The organism is Methylobacterium sp. V23, assembly GCF_002917135.1.
In the GTDB taxonomy this organism is placed as follows: Bacteria; Pseudomonadota; Alphaproteobacteria; order Rhizobiales; family Beijerinckiaceae; genus Methylobacterium.
The window spans coordinates 74,090-90,997 of record NZ_PDHT01000017.1 but is presented as its reverse complement, the minus strand read 5'-3'; the positions used below and the strand labels follow the sequence as shown (position 1 = coordinate 90,997).

General features: G+C 64.4%; 14 protein-coding genes, 1 tRNA gene and 1 pseudogene. 5 read left to right on the top strand and 11 right to left on the bottom strand.

Going from position 1 to position 16,908, the window contains the following annotated elements:
- Positions 1–416: 416 nt before the first annotated feature.
- From CRT23_RS16950 to CRT23_RS16935, 5 genes and pseudogenes are all read right to left on the bottom strand, one after another.
- Positions 417–1,550: a hypothetical protein gene (locus CRT23_RS16950; protein WP_103710608.1), complete on the bottom strand. Its 1,134-nt coding sequence runs from the start codon at positions 1,548–1,550 to the stop codon at positions 417–419.
- Positions 1,551–2,202: 652 nt separating this feature from the next.
- A pseudogene (locus tag CRT23_RS29750) lies at positions 2,203–2,481 on the bottom strand (hypothetical protein); the annotation flags it as partial.
- A gap of 12 nt (positions 2,482–2,493) precedes the next feature.
- Complete coding sequence (locus CRT23_RS29165) at positions 2,494–2,700, bottom strand: hypothetical protein (protein ID WP_245436304.1); 207 nt, start codon at positions 2,698–2,700, stop codon at positions 2,494–2,496.
- 721 nt (positions 2,701–3,421) lie between these two features.
- Positions 3,422–4,288: a nucleotidyltransferase gene (locus CRT23_RS16940; protein ID WP_103710607.1), complete on the bottom strand. Its 867-nt coding sequence runs from the start codon at positions 4,286–4,288 to the stop codon at positions 3,422–3,424.
- A 30-nt stretch (positions 4,289–4,318) separates the two neighbouring features.
- Entirely contained in the window at positions 4,319–5,254 is a 936-nt protein-coding gene (locus tag CRT23_RS16935) for a patatin-like phospholipase family protein (protein WP_103710606.1), read from the bottom strand.
- An 89-nt stretch (positions 5,255–5,343) separates the two neighbouring features.
- On the opposite strand from CRT23_RS16935, the gene CRT23_RS16930 reads away from it, so the two are divergent.
- The gene (locus CRT23_RS16930; protein WP_103710605.1) at positions 5,344–7,068 is read left to right on the top strand and encodes a diadenylate cyclase; all 1,725 of its coding nucleotides are present in this window, start codon (positions 5,344–5,346) and stop codon (positions 7,066–7,068) included.
- Positions 7,069–8,124: 1,056 nt separating this feature from the next.
- On the opposite strand, the gene CRT23_RS16925 is transcribed toward CRT23_RS16930, so the two are convergent.
- Both CRT23_RS16925 and CRT23_RS16920 read right to left on the bottom strand, forming a co-directional pair.
- Positions 8,125–8,562: a hypothetical protein gene (locus CRT23_RS16925; RefSeq protein WP_103710604.1), complete on the bottom strand. Its 438-nt coding sequence runs from the start codon at positions 8,560–8,562 to the stop codon at positions 8,125–8,127.
- A gap of 26 nt (positions 8,563–8,588) precedes the next feature.
- Positions 8,589–9,380 carry a hypothetical protein gene (locus tag CRT23_RS16920; RefSeq protein WP_103710603.1) on the bottom strand — a complete coding sequence of 264 codons (792 nt, stop codon included), beginning with the start codon at positions 9,378–9,380 and terminating at the stop codon, positions 8,589–8,591.
- Positions 9,381–9,816: 436 nt separating this feature from the next.
- Between CRT23_RS16920 and CRT23_RS16915 the strand changes: the two genes are divergently transcribed.
- Positions 9,817–10,056, top strand: a complete 240-nt coding sequence (locus CRT23_RS16915) for a helix-turn-helix transcriptional regulator (RefSeq protein WP_348628864.1) — start codon at positions 9,817–9,819, stop codon at positions 10,054–10,056.
- A gap of 46 nt (positions 10,057–10,102) precedes the next feature.
- Here the strand turns inward: CRT23_RS16915 and CRT23_RS16910 are convergent, their stop codons facing one another.
- Both CRT23_RS16910 and CRT23_RS16905 read right to left on the bottom strand, forming a co-directional pair.
- Entirely contained in the window at positions 10,103–11,860 is a 1,758-nt protein-coding gene (locus CRT23_RS16910; RefSeq protein ID WP_103710601.1) for a site-specific integrase, read from the bottom strand.
- Positions 11,861–11,976: 116 nt separating this feature from the next.
- A tRNA-Gln gene (locus CRT23_RS16905) sits at positions 11,977–12,051 on the bottom strand.
- 98 nt (positions 12,052–12,149) lie between these two features.
- Here CRT23_RS16905 and CRT23_RS16900 point away from each other — a divergent pair.
- The 3 genes from CRT23_RS16900 (at position 12,150) to CRT23_RS16890 (ending at position 15,655) form a co-directional block, all read left to right on the top strand.
- Entirely contained in the window at positions 12,150–12,902 is a 753-nt protein-coding gene (locus tag CRT23_RS16900; RefSeq protein WP_103710600.1) for an SDR family oxidoreductase, read from the top strand.
- Between the two features lie 101 nt (positions 12,903–13,003).
- A complete protein-coding gene (locus tag CRT23_RS16895) occupies positions 13,004–14,623 on the top strand; it encodes a peptide chain release factor 3 (RefSeq protein ID WP_103710599.1) in 1,620 nt (539 codons plus the stop codon).
- A gap of 240 nt (positions 14,624–14,863) precedes the next feature.
- Positions 14,864–15,655 (top strand): DUF2189 domain-containing protein, encoded by a 792-nt coding sequence (locus tag CRT23_RS16890; RefSeq protein ID WP_103710598.1) that lies wholly within the window; start codon positions 14,864–14,866, stop codon positions 15,653–15,655.
- A 184-nt stretch (positions 15,656–15,839) separates the two neighbouring features.
- Here CRT23_RS16890 and CRT23_RS16885 read toward each other — a convergent pair whose 3' ends face one another.
- Together CRT23_RS16885 and CRT23_RS16880 are read right to left on the bottom strand one after the other, a co-directional pair.
- Entirely contained in the window at positions 15,840–16,292 is a 453-nt protein-coding gene (locus CRT23_RS16885) for a response regulator (protein ID WP_055951374.1), read from the bottom strand.
- A 55-nt stretch (positions 16,293–16,347) separates the two neighbouring features.
- A complete protein-coding gene (locus CRT23_RS16880; RefSeq protein ID WP_055951371.1) occupies positions 16,348–16,815 on the bottom strand; it encodes a BLUF domain-containing protein in 468 nt (155 codons plus the stop codon).
- Between the last annotated feature and the right edge of the window lie 93 nt (positions 16,816–16,908).

The following is a 16,908-nucleotide window of genomic DNA, read 5'->3' as shown; positions in this document are numbered from 1 at the left end:
TGGGTCGGAGGCGGAACGTCTGCTGCAGGCGCTTTTCGGTCTTCTGGTCATATTCAGCCCGCCGACGAGTTGACGCCATATTGCCGGGTTCTTGGTGAGGCTGAGCTACAGCTCGTTGGTGGCACCGAAAGCGTCATGTGGGTAGAAAGATTGGGTCGAGCGTTCCATAGTTTCAAAGACTTGGCTGTGACCATTTTCGCGAAAATTATGAGATGTCGTCACTTGGGTTTTCGGACGCTCGGCCGCATAGATGGTGGGTAGGAGAACGGCATCGGCTCTGTTCGTAGGTGCAACGGAGGAGCCGTGATTCAGGCGCTGATCCGGTCAGGAAGGTGAGCTCGAATGCGGTCCCGGCTCGTGGCAGTGATGTGCCGGGGCCGAGACCGCGCTGTTAAGATGAAGGTCGAAGTGGCGGCTTAGGCGGCGCGTTTAGATCGCCGGGTGGTTCGGTCGGCGGAAGCGGCGGCGGTGAATAGGTTGCTGGCCGCGGCCGTGACGTCGTCGAGGTGAAGTTCGCCGTCCACAAGCCACCAGTCGAGGTAGCGGCGATGCAGGGCGCGGGCGTGGTCAGGGAGCCCGGCCGCGGCTAGGGCCGTGATTGCCCGTTCCAGCGTTAGTGGGATGAAGGGGATGCGGCCGGTCGAGGCTGAGTGCAGGTGGCGGGCGTAGGTCGTGGCCGCGGCGTGGGCGAGGTAATTGTGGCTCGGCGCAATGAAGGCGAGGATCACGTGGTCCGCCAGGCCCTGATCGAGGATCGAGGCGGCGAGGCAGTGCTGCCGGAAGAGTTGCTGGCAGGGGTTGGAGACCAGGCCGGGATCGGTTGCGTCGATGAATAGGTCGGTGGTCGGGGCAAGGGCCGCGTATCGTTCGTTGACGCGCGAGGCCGGTTCGTAGGCGTTCTCGCTGTATTTCACCTCGATGCCAATGAAGACGCGCTCTCCTGTGGCTGAGCGGCCGCGGATGGCAAGGTCGAAGGCAGTGCCGTCGGCGGTGAATCGGGTGTCGCCACGACCGGGGCTGTGCTCGAACAGGAGCTCCGTTACCTCGGCCATTGTCCCCGGTAATAGGTCGGTGACGAAGCGGGTGGCGAGGTCGAGGTCGCGGGCGAGCAAGCCGAACAAGTTGAAGGTGAGGGGCTGGGACGAGAGCAGGTTCGTCTTGAGCCGGTCGACGTCATAGACCGCGCCCGGCTCGCGGTAGTGAAGGGCCTGCGCCACGACCGGAATGATGCGGGGATGAAGGAAGTTCGCGCCGTCCCCACCGGCAGGCATACTGATGCGTGAGCCGAGGCGTCGGCCAGTGATGCTGTCGGGATATTGGCCTATCGATAGGTCGCGGTCCTCGCGCCAGAGTGCCTGAAGGAAACGGGCTGCAGCCTTGAAGCGGTGATCTGCGGGGACGAAGACGTGATGCTTGCGGCGCTGGCGCTCGGGGATGAGCGGCACCCAATACATGGTTCCAAGATTGCTCGGGTCGAAGGGTGCGAACGCGGCTGATGAATTATCGGCTGTCCTGGCGGTGGGCAGCGGGACAAGGGCGTTGTTTGTCATGATGAAGTCCTGACATACGGCCGCGGCGTGCGGTCAGGTCAGGATTCCCGCCTCTGCGCAGAAGCTGAACAGGGAACAGCAAGTGGTTGGCGCGCGGCAGAACCTCAGGCGGAGGCTGATGTCGTCATGCTATCTGAGCGCGCCACCGTCTTTCGCTTCGGCATGCGGTTGTAGGGGCTCAGTATGGGCAGGATTGGCTCGGGCAGTGCCAACGGCGTGGTGGCTAGCGTCGCAGTCTTCCGCATCGCTCCGGGGCAGCTACAGCCGGCATAGTCGTCACGGTAGGTGAATTCATGCCGGTAGTGTCCGCCTGCCGGCAGTGGCGCCCGCTCACCAGCTAGGTGCCAGTAGTGGCGTGTGTGTCCGCTGCTCTGACTGATGTTTCCGCGTAAGATAGCGGGCTCGACAGCTGCGATGCAGTTTATCTTATGCGTCAGAGCGCCGCCATTAGAACACTGCTGTAAAGCGCCGTTTTCAGCGAGAAGCTCGAGATGCAGTCGACCTAGTACATTTAAAGTAGTCAGGCAGAGTCATGTCCGCATCCTGCCTCCGTCCGGATGGCGGCTACCCGTTTATGAGGATGCCTGCGACGTCTGCCTCGTGTGAGATGGGGCAGATGGGTGCAGGAAGTAGCCAAAATTGATCCTTTATTTCAACGGTTTAAGTGGTGGTCGAGGATGAGTTTGTGGCTATACGCGGTTTTCTGGAGGGAATGTCCGTATCGTGTGAGGGACAGGAGGTTGGTCCTGAGGCGGTCGACATCGTATGCCGCGCCCGGCTCGCGGTAGGCCAGCGCACGGGCGACCACCGGGACGATGTCTAGATGAAGGAAGTTGCTGCCGGGCGCGCCGGCCGCGGTGGCGATGCGCGAGCGGAGCCGGCGGGGGCGGTTTGGTTCGCGGCGGTCGACGTGGGTGCCGATCGCGAGGCCGCGGTCCTCGCGCTAGAGCGCTTGCATGAAGCGGGCGGCGGCCTTGAAGCGGTGGTCGGCGGGGACGAAGACACGGTGTCGGCGCCGGACGGCCTCGGGGATGAGGGGCACGCGCTCGATCGGTCCGAGGCCGCTGAGGTCGAGAACAGCGCGGGCGGCGTCCACGACGGGCGTGGGGTCGTCGGCGCCAACGGGCGGTAGGGGGGCGGTGATGTCCATCGGGGTTGTCCTGAGTCACGGCCGCGGTGGTGCGGCTCGACTGGGTTCCCGGAGAGGTCAGCGAGATGAACGACGAAGAAAACGGTGCGGCTGGCCTCCTGCTAGGCGGCCGGTGCGCACCGATGTGGTTGGGCTGGTGCTTCGCCGTGGTCTCCGGTCAAGGTGCCGGTCCGCCGGGGGGCGGTCGCCACCGTCGTCGTCCACGTCGGCGGCGGTACGGCAGGCATTCCGGTGGGTGTCGGCGTAGGGGTGGTAGGCGCAGGTAGTGCACCACCGCTGCCCTTGGCCGGCCGGCTGCGTGCGCTTCTTCCCTGGTCTGGCTGATGTTTTCGCGAAGATAGCGGGTTCGGCAGCTGGGGTGCACTCGTTGCCGTGCGTCAAAGCGCCGTCACGCCTTCCGAGATGCGCCAACTCCGGACATTGGCTGCTTGCCCCATAGCGGAAGTTCGTCAGCCCGAGGCGGTCATGGCCGCTTCCCTTCAGATCCGGACCGTGCAGGGCCCGACCTCAACGGCCGTAGCTGGCCGAAATCGGAACGAGCGCTTTCGAGAAGTGAAACCGCGGGATGCTGTCGCTCGCTGGGCATCGTTCCGATGGTCTATTCAACGCGCGCATCAGTTCAGATCCGGCTAAATGCATGTATGCGCCGCGGTGAGCATCGTCAGGCAGGGGTGAACGTCCTGTCGTCTAACCCGGTGTCGCCGAGCTGTTTGTGTGTAGCCTACACCGCGTTGTTGTAAGCGCTAACCGCATTTAGGAAACGGGCGCAATTGGCGGCAGGCCATGTCACGTGCCCATTGCCCAGCAGCTTGAATTGCTCGTTAGCGGATACGAACTTGTCGCGATCCGCCGCGAGCAGCCACTTGAGCACGTCCTTGAAGTTCAGCTGTTCGGAGCCGCCATAACGGTCGGGCGGCACATTGTAGAGCATGCCCTCTATGAAGTAGGAAGGGGCTAGGCCATCTTCAATGATCTTCTTCTCGATCATCGTGTTCCTCAGATTTTTGAAAATGCGGACGGTGTGCTTGAACAATTGACTTGTCTTCTGGTGCTTTGCGGTGCAGTTCTGGCTGTGTACCTCGGGAAAATTCTCTATGCGCGTGCCATCCGGCAGGAAGAAGCAAATCCCGTCAACGTAGACGGGAGTGCCATTGGCGGGGAACGTGTAGTAGCGCCGTAGCTTCGCACACACGAGCACATCCGCGTCGCGGCGCGTGCCGCTGCCCTTGATGAACACGGCTTTCTTCCCGAGCTTAACATCGCTGCCATACGCCTTCGTCAGCCAGGCGATGACTGAGGCCTTGAACTCGCCGAGGGTGTACGCGCCAGCGCTGCGTTGCGCGTTATACCGCTTCTTCTCTTCCTCGTTCAGGAAGAACAGGTCGGTGTAGAAGATGGAGTCCACGCGGATTATCACGTCCACGTCGCTATCGCCGTAAACATTCGTGATGTTCTTGTACGAGCCCTGCAGAAAGATTTCGAAGTCTCTGAGATAGTACGGTGATGTCGGGTCGTTCAGTACGCCCCGCACGGCCTCGTACGTTGCCGTGAACTGTGCAGTCGGGCCCTGTTTGCCCCAGGTCTCCAACTGAGCTTCCGAAATCGGCACCGAACCCCCCTAGATCAAAAACTGCCTAAGTTGCGCTTCCTGCTCGCGGGCGGAATCGCGCCCACGGCTCCAAAGCTTCCCGAGCTTTTCCATGTCGGCTTCTAGCATGTCCGTCGCCATTTCTGGCTGTGTGTAACTCGTGTTGATGCGGAGCGTAGGGACGGCACCAAAGAGCACTCCCCGCAACTGTTCCATAGACTGCGTGTTGATCTCCAACAGCTTCTGGGCGAATTTCACGGTCGGCCACTTGTTCAGCCACTTCCGCGCGCTCGTGACGGAGAGGTTCGGAGCTGGGTATTCTCCAACTCCAACGCTGACCACCCGCACCATGGTGGGGGAGTGGCCGAGCGATTTGGTTGCATCCGCGATTGCATAGAGCGTGGGGTTATTCGCGACGAACCCTCCGTCCCGCACTTCAATGCGATCGCCGCGGCCGGTCGTAACCATCTTCTTCAGAAAGAAGGGGTAGGCCGAGCACGATCCAACAACGGCGTCGGCTATCGTGCACCCGAAGCCCGGTTCGAACGTCCCCGCGCCGGCGAACGCCTGGCCGCGGCTCGTTTTGAAGATTATGGGCCGTTCGTCCTCCCAGCGCGTTCCGACGATGCCCATCTCCGTTTTGAAGGCGTCGAACCGCTTACCCTCGAAGACCTCCTTCGCTAGTTTTTCGAGCGCCGCGGTCTTTCTGCTCGGCAGCAGCTTGCCCATGATCTGCACGACCCGGAGGCGGTAGAGCGACTCGATTTCATCTACTGGCTTTCCCAGCCCGAGAAGCGCCGCGATGATAGCGCCGGTGCTCGTCCCGTAGATTAGATCGAACTTATCGCACAGGGGCACGCCGACGAGCGCCTCCAACTCCTTGAGGACGCCAAGCGTGTAGAATCCCTTCGCGCCTCCGCCGTCCAGGCTGAGGATGCGGAACGGGGCAGGTGCCGCATCAGTCACGATTAGCGCCTCTCGACATCATACGCTTTCGATAGCCGAATGGGCGCTCGGCGGGAACTGCGCGTTAGCACGCTATACGGGGGGCACCCATGTCGCACAAAATCAAGCTGTTCATGTGGGGCTATCAGACCCATTTTCGTGCCAGCCTGGAGTATCGCGCCAAGCACGTGTTCGAGCTCCTCGGTGCAGAGACTGAGCCGAAGGTGTTGTTGGTTGGATTGCGCCGGCCGGGACTGCAGCCAGGACATCTCGTCTGCATGGAGCCGGAGGACGGCGAGTGGCCGCTCGTTACCTTCGACGCTCTCGACGAGAAGGTAGCGCAAGCCATCTCGCTGCATCCCGAGCAGCGGATGTTCTACGGCGACGAGAGGACGATGCGCGAGAAGCCGGAACGCATCCGTCGGCTGGCGGTCGCCGACGAGGTCAAGCGTTCCCTTGACACAGAAGGACAGAAGCTCGGCCGGCGGACGTTCTGCAGCCCCGCCTACCCCGTCGGCGACTATGACGTCGTTTGTGCGCTGCAGCTACCGGAGCGTCTGTTCCGGCAGTATCCGCCTTTCGAGGCGACGTGGCAGGGCGAGCCCTATGAGGCGAGCCTGATCCATTCCTGCATCAAAGTGCTCCTGAATGAGGCCCGCGGCGGCCTGGCTCTCCCGGAACCCGGACGCTCGGGCGACGAGATGCGGTCCGCTGAGGAGATCATCCGCCGGGCGGCATCAAACTTCATGCGCACGCCGTTCATCGTGGGCAAGTTCTGCACCTGCGACCTGTTCGAGGCCGTCAATCGGCTATCGCAACTACGCTACGAGGGCCGGACCGGAACCGGCCTGCTCGTGCTTGCCTCGGCCACGGACGCGAACATCACGTACGTGTTGCGCCTCGCGCGCCCCGCAGCGCTCAGCGAGACGCGCTGGGCACGCAAGCTCCTGCAGATGGCGACGTTAGAGGCGGCGTTGATCGCCGAGTACGACGTCGTCGTCGGGCTCGGGCGCGTGTCTGACGTTAGCGCCCCACCGTTCTCGGTCGAGTTCCTCGACCACCATCAGTGGGATCTCAGACGGGGCGACCAGGTGTTATTGCGATGCCGGTTTGGCGAGGCGCGCCTACCGCAGGAGCCGATCGGTAAGGAGAGGTTCATCGAGAACATGCGCCGCGTATTCGAGGGGATTGACGAGCCGGCGATCGCTCGGTTCAGGATCGTGCTCGACCTTCTTGCCCAACTGCATCACGGTAGTTCGCTCGTAATCGCGACCGATGCGGCGAGCGAAGCGCAACGGCTTGCGCGACAAGGGACGGTCATCGCACCGACGCCATTGAGCAAGGAGCTGCTCGAGCGCGCAACCTCGATCGATGGAACCATTCTTGCGGACAAGGAGGGCGTCTGTCACGCGATCGGGGTCATCCTCGACGGGCAGGCCTCTGACGAAAGCACGCCCTCACGTGGGGCCCGCTTCAACTCTGCCGTCCGATATGTCTCGGCCGCGCCGGCTCCGCGCATGGCTTTTGTCATTTCAGAAGACCGAACGCTCGACGTCGTTCCACTGCTTAGACCACGTGTCGAGCGCAGCAAGATAAACGGGGCGGTCATCGCAATTTCCAGTGCGACCTTAGATAACTATCACAAGCCCCGGTCCTTCCTCGACGATCATCGCTTCTACTTGAACGCGGAACAATGTCGTGTGGTCAATGAGGCGCTCGACCGAATCGAAAGCGAGTCGAGAGAGATCGGCCAGGTCGTCATCTTGACCTCGCGGTTCGAGCCGCATCCGGCGTTCAACGAAAGCTACTTGAAGGAAGATGCGACTGTCGGCTGAAGGTTCAAAGCGAGGCTCGCCTTGCTTTCGGCCAACATGGGTCGTCCAAGGCCGAAGTTGAGTGCCCACAAGCAGACGCTCCGAGCGACTGCTCAGGGTCATGAGTTCGCGTCAGCGTCGCCCAGCTCTGCGATGTCGTGACTCGATTCTCTCGCGGGGGCGAGCTACAGGTCGTTGGCCGCCGTCGAGGCCGCATGTCGGCAGAACCGGCCTGTCGAGAAGTGCCAAGTTTCAGACATTTGGCGGGGTCGGGATCGGCGGGAAACCGGCGATGGTCCGGGTCGGGTGGTCGGTGCTGAAGTCAGCCGAGCGTGAAGCTCAGGGGCGCCAAGCCGTATGGGCATGGTGACGGAGGCGCCGAGTCCAGGGCGCACTTGCTCATCTGCTGTAGGTACGCCAGCGCCTGCCAGCGGGGTGTCTAAGGCGGCTGGGGGGCGGTCCTGCCGGTTCAGTTCATCTGCCGCCAGCTTGGGTGATTTTCGCTTTAATGTAATGGTCGCGACAGCTGCAGAGCAGCCGTGTACGCGTTCGCCCTACTCAGCGAGCTGGGGGCGTCGTTTCGGACGGCCGCGCTCGCCGCCTTCCTCGGCCTCCGCCCGTTGCAGACGCCAGACCAGCACGCGGTTCGGGTGAAGCCGGGAACGTCGCTCTGCCATGAACCGGCTGAACGCAGACGTCATTGACAAAACCGCGTCGCCGATCGCCATCTGCCTCCTTCAAAACGGGGCAGGTGAGCGTGTGGGCGGGCCGGAATAGCGGAGTCCGACCAATGGTTTGTCTGGGTGACGAGAGGCGGTTTGTGACTATAGGCGGATTTTTCGAGCGGGTGGCCAGGTTTGGATTGCCGGCCAGTAGGCCAAGAAGGTTGAAGGCCGCCGGTCGAACATTGCTCCTGAGAGCGCCGTGAGTAGAAATTGATTCTTCGCTCGCCAGCAAACTCTCCTTCTCTAGAGCTAAAACTGCGCGCTTCGGCTCGTCGACAGTGAAGGGTCATCACTGTCGACGAGGAGCGCCCGATGTCGGCCGAACTGCCGCCCATGCTGCGTCCCCGCCGTCTCAGGCTAACGTGCGGTAGTGCGCGTCCGAGCGCACCGTGTGGTGCTCCTCAGTCAGGCCGAACAGCCGGACGAGCTCGGCTATCGTCGTCGGTCGCTGCAGGCGGCGGTCGGCGTAGAGGGTGAAGAGGGCCGGCCCGCGCATGTAGACCACCCGTCCACGCGGGAACGCCTCGTACTCATGACTCGCGATGGCCGGGGGCAGCCCGCGGCGCCGCAAGGCCGTGGCCCCGAGTCGGCGCCACGCTTCCCAGACCTCGTGGTGTCCGCGTGGATGGGTGAGGCAGTCGCCGTAGGCTTCCGCCTCCGCCAGGGTCGTATGGTCCGTGACCAGCACCATACGCCCGCTGTCCGGCACGCCCCAAAAGATGCCGACCGATGGTACGGTCGCCGCCTCGTGGTCGCAGCGATCCGGTCCGCCTCCTTCTGCAGATCTCATAGCGTTGTCTCTCCGGTGGAGGGTAATCACTGGGCCGGCGGGCGGATCTCGTCCGCACCGCAGGTGTCGCGGCAGACCGTCTTCCGGACCTCGAGCGTGTCGGGCTTGACGACGAAGTCGACCGTCGCGCCGTTCGCGCGCTCCCAACGGGCGACGCAGTAGCCGGCGTAGCAGGCGCGAATTTCGGGATACTGCTTGCAGAATGCGTGGGTGCAGGTGTCGGCGGCGGTACGCGAGAGGGGCTTGGCCTTCTCGCCCAGCAACTCGGCACGGCGCTCGGTGTAGTCCGCGGGGAAGGCTTGGCCGGCATAGAACTCGCCCTCGCGCAGCGGCGGTAGCTCGTAATGCATATCGGGTGCGGGCGCGTTGATTGTTGTCGCGCTCGGCTTCGGCAGGTCGCGCTCGCTGCAACGGATGAAGTCCAGCGTCTCCGGCTTGCGGTCGACGAAGCTGTTCGTGAGCGCGAGCTTGCCCGGGCCGATTTTGAGCAGGCTGATGTCCGTGCGGAAGTTGAACGGCGTCTCCTGGCCGATGCCACAGATGAGCCCGAGGTTCGTGCCCGTCGGGTAAGTCTTCGACTTCTCCACCGTGCAGCTGACGTCGAGCGCGCGACCGTCCACGACGGCGTTCTCCTCCGGGTCGAACACGATGCGCTGGTTCAGGCGCGTGTCCGGGTCGCGGCACTGCGCGAGGCTTGGCGCCCAGGTGCCGGCGTATGGCGCAAGCGGCGAAGTGGGTTTAACGGCGGCGACTGTGGGCAAACCGCTGAGTGCTGTCATGAAGGCGCCGGCGGTGATGCAGGTGGAGAGGGCATGCATGGTCACGTATCCTGGATCGGTCCGCGGGGATCAGCAGGCGGATCGGGTTGAGGTTTGGAGGGCGGAAGGACAGACCGGACGGTAACCGCGAGATCATGGCCACCGAGATGAGAGTGCACGGGCTCAGCACGCCGAGCGGCAGTGCGTTCGATGTGGGGTAGACCTACGGGCGGAGGCGTGGCGTGCAGCGGTTCGGGGTGGGGTGATGGGACTGGCTGAACATGACGAAGGGATCTCGCGGACGCTCCGACGGAGCCGAGGAGAGGGATTCCCCTAGACACCCTCCGAAATTTACCCGCGGACATAGATTCTGCCGCGGCGGGCCGTCGCACCCTGTCGGGGCCGGTGCCGTCAGACCGCGTCTAGCCTCGGCTAGGAGACCGCGGCAACCGGGCGTTGGAACGCTGCCGTCGTCTATCCACCAGGCCAGCCATTGGTGGCATGGAACCTGCTCCGAGTGCGTGTAGCGCAGGGTTTGAGCCAGGAGAGGCTGGCTGCGGACGCGGGCGTGGACCGGGCGTATCTCTGTGAGCTGGAGCGGCAGGCGGAGAACCCGACGGTCGACCTGCTCGACAAAGTCGTCAAAGCGCTGGCCGTGCCGCTTTGCGAGTTGTTCGTAGCGCCGGCCGAGGACGCAACACCGCCCAAGCCACTTCGCGGAGGCCGTCGTCGGTGATGTGTGTCCTCGACCCCGTCTTGAGAAGAATCTCCCGGCCGCACGCTTACCGCTGCACGCTGGTGTGGAGTGGGGAAAGATCCACACCGATCACGATCGTCTCGATGGCGGTCCGTAGTTGCGGCAGGGTCGAACGCTTGGTGTACCGTGCCGTCTCACCCGCCGTCACATGGCCGGTGACGTGGTCGATCACGGCGGTGGCTACGCCGGCCTGATGCATCAACGTCGTCGCGGTGTGGCGGAACGAGTGGAAGTCGAGCCCGACCCGGTAGACCCCGACGTCGCGGCGGTAGCGCGTGAACCACTTCGTGAATGCGTGGCCGAGGCGTCCGTCAGCCCCGCCCGGTTCGAGGCCAGGAAAGACCCGCGATTGCTTGATGCGCCGCTGCTTGTCGACGTGGGCGAGCACGCCGAGTCGGATTAGTTCGGAGTGGATGGGTACGCGGCGCACGGCGGTCGCGTTCTTGAGTTTGCGCGGTGGGCGGTCGTTGATGTCGATGAACCAGACACCTTCGTCCTGCCGGATGTCCTCGACGCGGAGCTGGCAGATCTCTTCCTGCCGCATGCCGGAGAACACGGCGATCAGGGGCAGCCAGAACTTCTCGTCCCGCACGACGAGGCTGCCCGGCGTGGTGCGTCGGGCGGGGGACGCACAACCCGTCCAGACGGGCGTAGCGAACAGGCGGGCGAGTTCGGCCCGCTCCCACATGTCGCGCTGCTCGCTGGCTTTGCGACCGCCTCCGAAGCGGAAGCCCGTGAAGATGTTGGTGGCCGCCTCGTCCCTCGCCACCGCCGCAGTCCAGAGCGCAGAAAGCGCCGAAAAGTGGCGCTTGGCTGTCCGCTGAGTAATCGGTGGCGTACGCCGCCCCTCAGGCAGTGCGGCATGCAAGGCCAGGATCGCCTTGACGTTGAGGCCGCGGTAGCGCGGATGCTTACCGTAGTCGTTCGGCAGCCGCTCGACCTGATCCCGGAAGCGTCCGGCGTCCTTGCGCGAATAGGCGGCGAGCGGCCGGTCCCCGCACACGTCCACGAACAGCCGAAACGTCGCTCCGGCCTGTGCCGCCGTCTGCTTGTCCCAGGTCTCGGTGGCGACCTGGGTGGTGCGGAACGCCGTGCCTATGGCCGACAAAAGCTCGGCGGCAGGCGCCGGTGTATCGCTCCGTTCGGGCGGTCGGGGGACAGGTTCATCCCCTGACGAAGGTGGCGGTGGGGCTTGGTCGAGGGCGGCCAGTTGCGCCTTGAGCAGACGGTCGCGGGGTTCGTGGTTGAAGTCGCCCTCGTAGCGGGCCTTCAGCGCCTCGGCCAAGTCGATACCGGCGCGCAGCATGGCCTGTCGCGCCTGGGCGAGCTCGGTTGGGCTGAGGTCGGTCGCGGCCAAATCCTGCTTGCGCAGCATGGCGTCCGTAACGAAACCTGCTTCTTCCAGACGGTTGCAGGCGAGCGCCTCGCGGTTGCGCGTGGCCATCGTATCGTACCCCACGATGCGGCGCATGCGTACGTCGTTCGGGATCGCCCCGTGGGTGAGCCGTCCTCGGCTCTCCTGGTCGAGGATCAGTCCGTAGAAATCCTGCACGAGGCGGGCGAGTTGGTCGTTGGTCAGCATCGGGCTCGCTTGGAGGGCAGCGAACAGGCTCTCCGAGGCAAGGTATACCCGATAGGCTCGCACCTTGGCAGTACGCAGGTCGGCTGTCGCGAGGCTGCGCACCAATTCATTGAGATGCAGTCTCGGTCTTAGGGCATCCGGCACGCGGCGCCGGAAGTGGAAGATGCGCCCCCGTAGGACGACGTTAGAGATTGAGCCCACTCCGCTTCCCCGCCGCCAGCGAGGCGGCCTGTGTAGCAGCGGTGTGTAGCAACTGGCTCACCCCGCGGGGCGCGTAAGCGAGAAGCCAAGTATTCTGAAAGACTTAGAGGGAAAGTTGGCTGGGGCGCCAGGATTCGAACCTGGGAATGGCGGTACCAAAAACCGCTGCCTTACCACTTGGCGACGCCCCATCGCGCTCGGCGGAGGTGTGTCTAGACGCAGCGTCGGGTGCTGGCAACAGGGGAAGGGGGCGCTTATGGCTCTTGGCGGCGCGATAGGGGAGCGGGACATGGGCAGGCGGATCGCGGTGGTGACGGGGGCAGGGTCGGGGATCGGACGGAGCGTGGCCCTGGCGCTGGCCGGGGCCGGCTATGATCTTGCCCTGGCCGGGCGGCGCTTGGCCCCTCTGGAAGCAGTGGCCGGACTGGCGCGGGCGGCCGGTGCCGCCGCCGAGGCCGTGGAGACGGATGTGGCGGACGCAGATTCCGTGGCGCGACTGTTCACCCGCGTCGCCGAGCGGTTCGGGCGGCTCGACCTCCTGTTCAACAATGCCGGGGTTTTCACGCCTGCGGCAGCGATCGACGCGGTTGCCCTCGACGACTGGCGGCGCTCGGTCGACGTGAACCTCACCGGCGCCTTCCTGTGCACGCAAGCGGCCTTCCGCATGATGAAGGCGCAAGATCCGCGGGGCGGGCGCATCATCAACAACGGCTCCATCGCCGCGCAGGCGCCCCGGCCGCACTCGGCCCCCTACGCGGCCACCAAGCACGCGATCACCGGGCTGACCAAGGCGACGGCCCTAGACGGGCGCCCCTTCGACATCGCCTGCGGGCAGATCGACGTCGGCAATGCCGAGACGGAGATGACGGCGGGCATCGCCAAGGGCGCCCGGCAGTCGGATGGCAGCATTCGCCCGGAGCCGGTCATGGATGCCCGGCACGTGGCCGACGCGGTCGTCTACATGGCGGGCCTGCCGCTCTCGGCCAACGTCCCGTTCCTCACCGTGATGGCCACCGCCATGCCCTATCTCGGACGCGGCTGAGTTTTGCGCATTGCGCCCGAAACGCCTACAGAACAGCCCTTCGTCGCTTCTCGTCACGAACGTCGTGCCGCCGTGCGCGGACCCGGAAATTTTTGCCCGCCATGCTGATGCAATCTGAGATCAAGCCGCCGGAGGCGAAGGCCGACCCCGTCGCCCGCCGCCGCACCTTCGCGATCATCTCGCACCCGGATGCCGGCAAGACGACGCTCACCGAGAAGCTGCTGCTGTTCGGCGGCGCAATCCAGCTCGCCGGCGAGGTCAAGGCCAAGCGCAACCGCGTGTCGACCCGCTCGGACTGGATGGGCATCGAGAAGGAGCGCGGCATCTCCGTCGTCACCTCGGTGATGACCTTCGAGTACGGCGATTGCGTCTTCAACCTCCTCGACACCCCGGGGCACGAGGACTTCTCCGAAGACACCTATCGCACCCTCACGGCGGTCGATTCGGCGGTGATGGTGATCGATGCCGCCAAGGGCATCGAGGCGCGCACCCGCAAGCTGTTCGAGGTCTGCCGCCTGCGCGACATCCCCATTGTCACCTTCATCAACAAGCTCGACCGCGAGGCGCGCGATCCCTTCGAGCTCCTCGACGAGATCGAGAAGGTACTGGCCCTCGACGTGGCACCGGTGACCTGGCCGATCGGCCGCGGCCGGAGCTTTGCCGGCACCTACGACCTCGGGAACGGCCGGGTGCGCCGCCTCGACGCGGCCGACGATGCCGGCACCGTGGCGGTGTCGGGCGTCGCAGATCCGCTCTTCGACCAGCTGCTGACCGAGGATGGTGAGGCCGCGACCTGGCGCGAGGAGGCGGAGCTCGCCGAGACCGGGCTGAAGCGCTTCGACCTCGCAGCGTTCCGCGAGGGCCACTTGACGCCGGTGTTCTTCGGTTCGGCCCTGCGCAATTTCGGCGTGCGCGACCTGATCGACGGGCTTGCCCGCTTCGCACCGCCACCGCGCGGCCAGGATGCCGACAAGCGCCTCGTAGAGCCGACCGAGCCGAAGATGACTGGCTTCGTGTTCAAGATCCAGGCGAATATGGATCCGAACCACCGCGACCGCATCGCCTTCATGCGGGTCTGCTCGGGGCGCCTGAATCGGGGCATGAAGGCCAAGCTGGTCCGCACCGGCAAACCGATGTCGCTCTCCGCACCGCAGTTCTTCTTCGCTCAGGACCGGGCGATCGCGGACGAAGCCTTCGCGGGTGACGTGGTCGGCATTCCGAACCACGGCACCCTGCGCATCGGCGACACCCTGACCGAGGGCGAGGAGATCGTGTTCCGCGGCGTGCCGAGCTTCGCGCCCGAGATCCTGCGCCGGATCAAGCTCACCGACGCCATGAAGGCCAAGAAGCTGAAGGAGGCCCTGCAGCAGATGGGCGAGGAGGGCGTGGTGCAGGTTTTCCGCCCGCACGACGGCTCCCAGGCCATCGTCGGCGTCGTGGGCGCCCTGCAGCTCGACGTGCTGAAGGAACGTCTCCAGGCGGAGTACGGCCTGCCGATCGACTACGAGCCGACCCGGTTCTCGATCTGCCGTTGGATCACCGCCGAGAAGGAGCCCGAGCTCGACAAATTCATCGGCAACCACGGCTCCGCCATGGCGAGCGACCTCGACGGAGCGCCGGTCTTCATGGCCACCACGGCCTTTTCCTTGCGCTATGAAAAGGAGCGCGCTCCGGACGTGCGCTTCAGCGATATCAAGGACTATCAGAAGCGCGCGGTGTAACGCAGGCCATCCAGCGCCAAGCTATCGCGCCACAGCAGACAGTATCCCAAAATCTTCGCCCGCATATCCGCGCGGCTGAAGACAAGATCGGCAAAAAGGATTAGCGTCGAAGGCATTCGCTCTCGATGCAACGACGCACGGGCATGCGCGGCAGGATTGTGTTCGCAAGGACTTTCGTCTTGCCAAGACGGGCTCGGGCGACGCAGTCGTGAGCATCCTTCCTGCGCGAGGGCTTGAGCCATGACGACCCTTCCGGTTCACGATTTCGGCCATAGCATGGACCGTCCGGTGGTGAACGCCATCGACGGGCATGACCTCACGATGGCGCTGCGGCGCGGCGTCGATGATTTCCTGGCGATGCCGACCCACGCCCTGTTCATCGGGCTCATCTACCCCATTGTCGGCATCGTTCTGGCCACCGCCGCCTTCGGCACCGAGATCCTCCCGCTGGTGTTTCCCCTGGCGGCGGGATTCGCACTGATCGGCCCCTTCGCGGCGATCGGTCTCTACGAGCTGAGCCGTCGCCGCGAGCAAGGGCTGTCCACCGATTGGGCCTACGCCTTCGCCAACCTGACGCGACCGGCAGCGAGCGCCCTTGCCGGGCTCGGACTGCTGCTGCTGGCGGTTTTCGCCTGCTGGCTGGTGGCGGCGCAGGGGATCTATTGGGCGCTCTACGGAACGAGTGTGCCGGAGTCCATCTTCGCCTTCGCAGAAGACGTACTGACGACGCCGCGGGGCTGGGCCCTGATCGTCATCGGCAATCTCGTGGGCTTTGCCTTCTCCCTCGTGGTCCTCGCGCTCAGCGTGGTCTCGGTGCCGATGCTCGTGGACCGGGACGTCGATATGCTGACCGCGATCGAAACCTCGCTCGCCGCCTTCCGGCGCAATCCGCGGACCCTCACAGCCTGGGGCTTCACCGTCGCCGGCCTGCTCATCCTCGGATCGTTGCCGCTCTTCGTCGGTCTCGCGGTGGTGATGCCGATTCTCGGCCACGCGACCTGGCACCTCTACAGGCGGGTCATCCCCGCCTGATGCGTCGGGTGAGCCGGATGAACGGCCCCCGGACGCGTCATGATTGCCCGGCCTTGTGATCAGGCAGCGGTCAACCGCTCGTGTGACGCTCCGACACTGTCGGCCCATCCGCCGACGATCGGGAGCGAGGAGGTCCGCACCGGCAGTGCCATCCAACCAGGCGCAGACCGACGCGGGGTCGGCGTCAGAACTTTCCCAACATCGGGAAGTCGATACTCAGGGCCGATTCGGTGGCCAGCGGCGCCTCGCGCCGGCGTGGCTTGCGGTTGATGACCTGCTTCAGCTTGGCCTTCAGCACCGACATGTCGAAGGGCTTGAGGATGAAGGCGTCGGCGCCGGCCTGGTGGGCGAGGTTGATGTCCTCGAAGTCGAACGAAGCCTCGGTCAGCAAGAACGGCGTGTTCATCAGGGCGTCGTCCGCCCGGATCTCCCGCAGGAACGAGAGGCCGTCCATCGGCTCCATGTCGAGATCGGAGATTACGAGCGCGTAGCGCCGCTCCCGCATACGCTCCAGGGCCGTGACCGCGTCGGTCACACCCTCGACATCGGGGAAGCCGAGCCGGTTCATCAGCAGGATGACCAGCTTGAGCAATTTCTCCTGGTCATCGACAATGAGGATCGAGGGCGTATCGCTCATGACATTTCACGGGTTTGAGGACGGGGCGACGACGGCGCGCCACGCAACCGAAGCATCAAACGAAAAGGTGGTCGATGCCCTGCTTCGTCATCGACTCCGCCTGGAGAGTCGCCGCGAGGGCATGGATTGCGATGCCCTTCGGCGTTCCGCGCTGGAACATCGGGAGCAGGTTGGCCTTCTGAAAGATCGCGTCGTTGACCGGCCCCCGGATCCCCGTGGTGAAGGAATTCACGAACTCGCGCTTCAAGATCTCGCGCCATTCCACGATCTGTACGTCACGATGCCGCGAATCGTTGCTGATCCGGGCAAAGGTCTCGCTGACCGAGGTCCGCTCGCCCTCGATGACCTGCGCAGCGAAGTTCTGCTCAATCAGCAGGAAGCTGGTGATTACCGAGAATTCGTTCTTCTTCTGCGCCTGCCGCGTGATCTCGCCGATCTGCCGGGTGCGCGTCGCCGCGTCCGCCGCGAGGTTGAGTCGCGAGAAGTAGATCAGATGGACGAGGGTCGACCGTTTGGCTCTCATGATTTCGATCCACCACCTTGTTCCGGCGACCTTAGACGAGACGACGATAACGGCGCGTAAACGACCGCGCCTGCGACTGTTGACCCGGCAAAA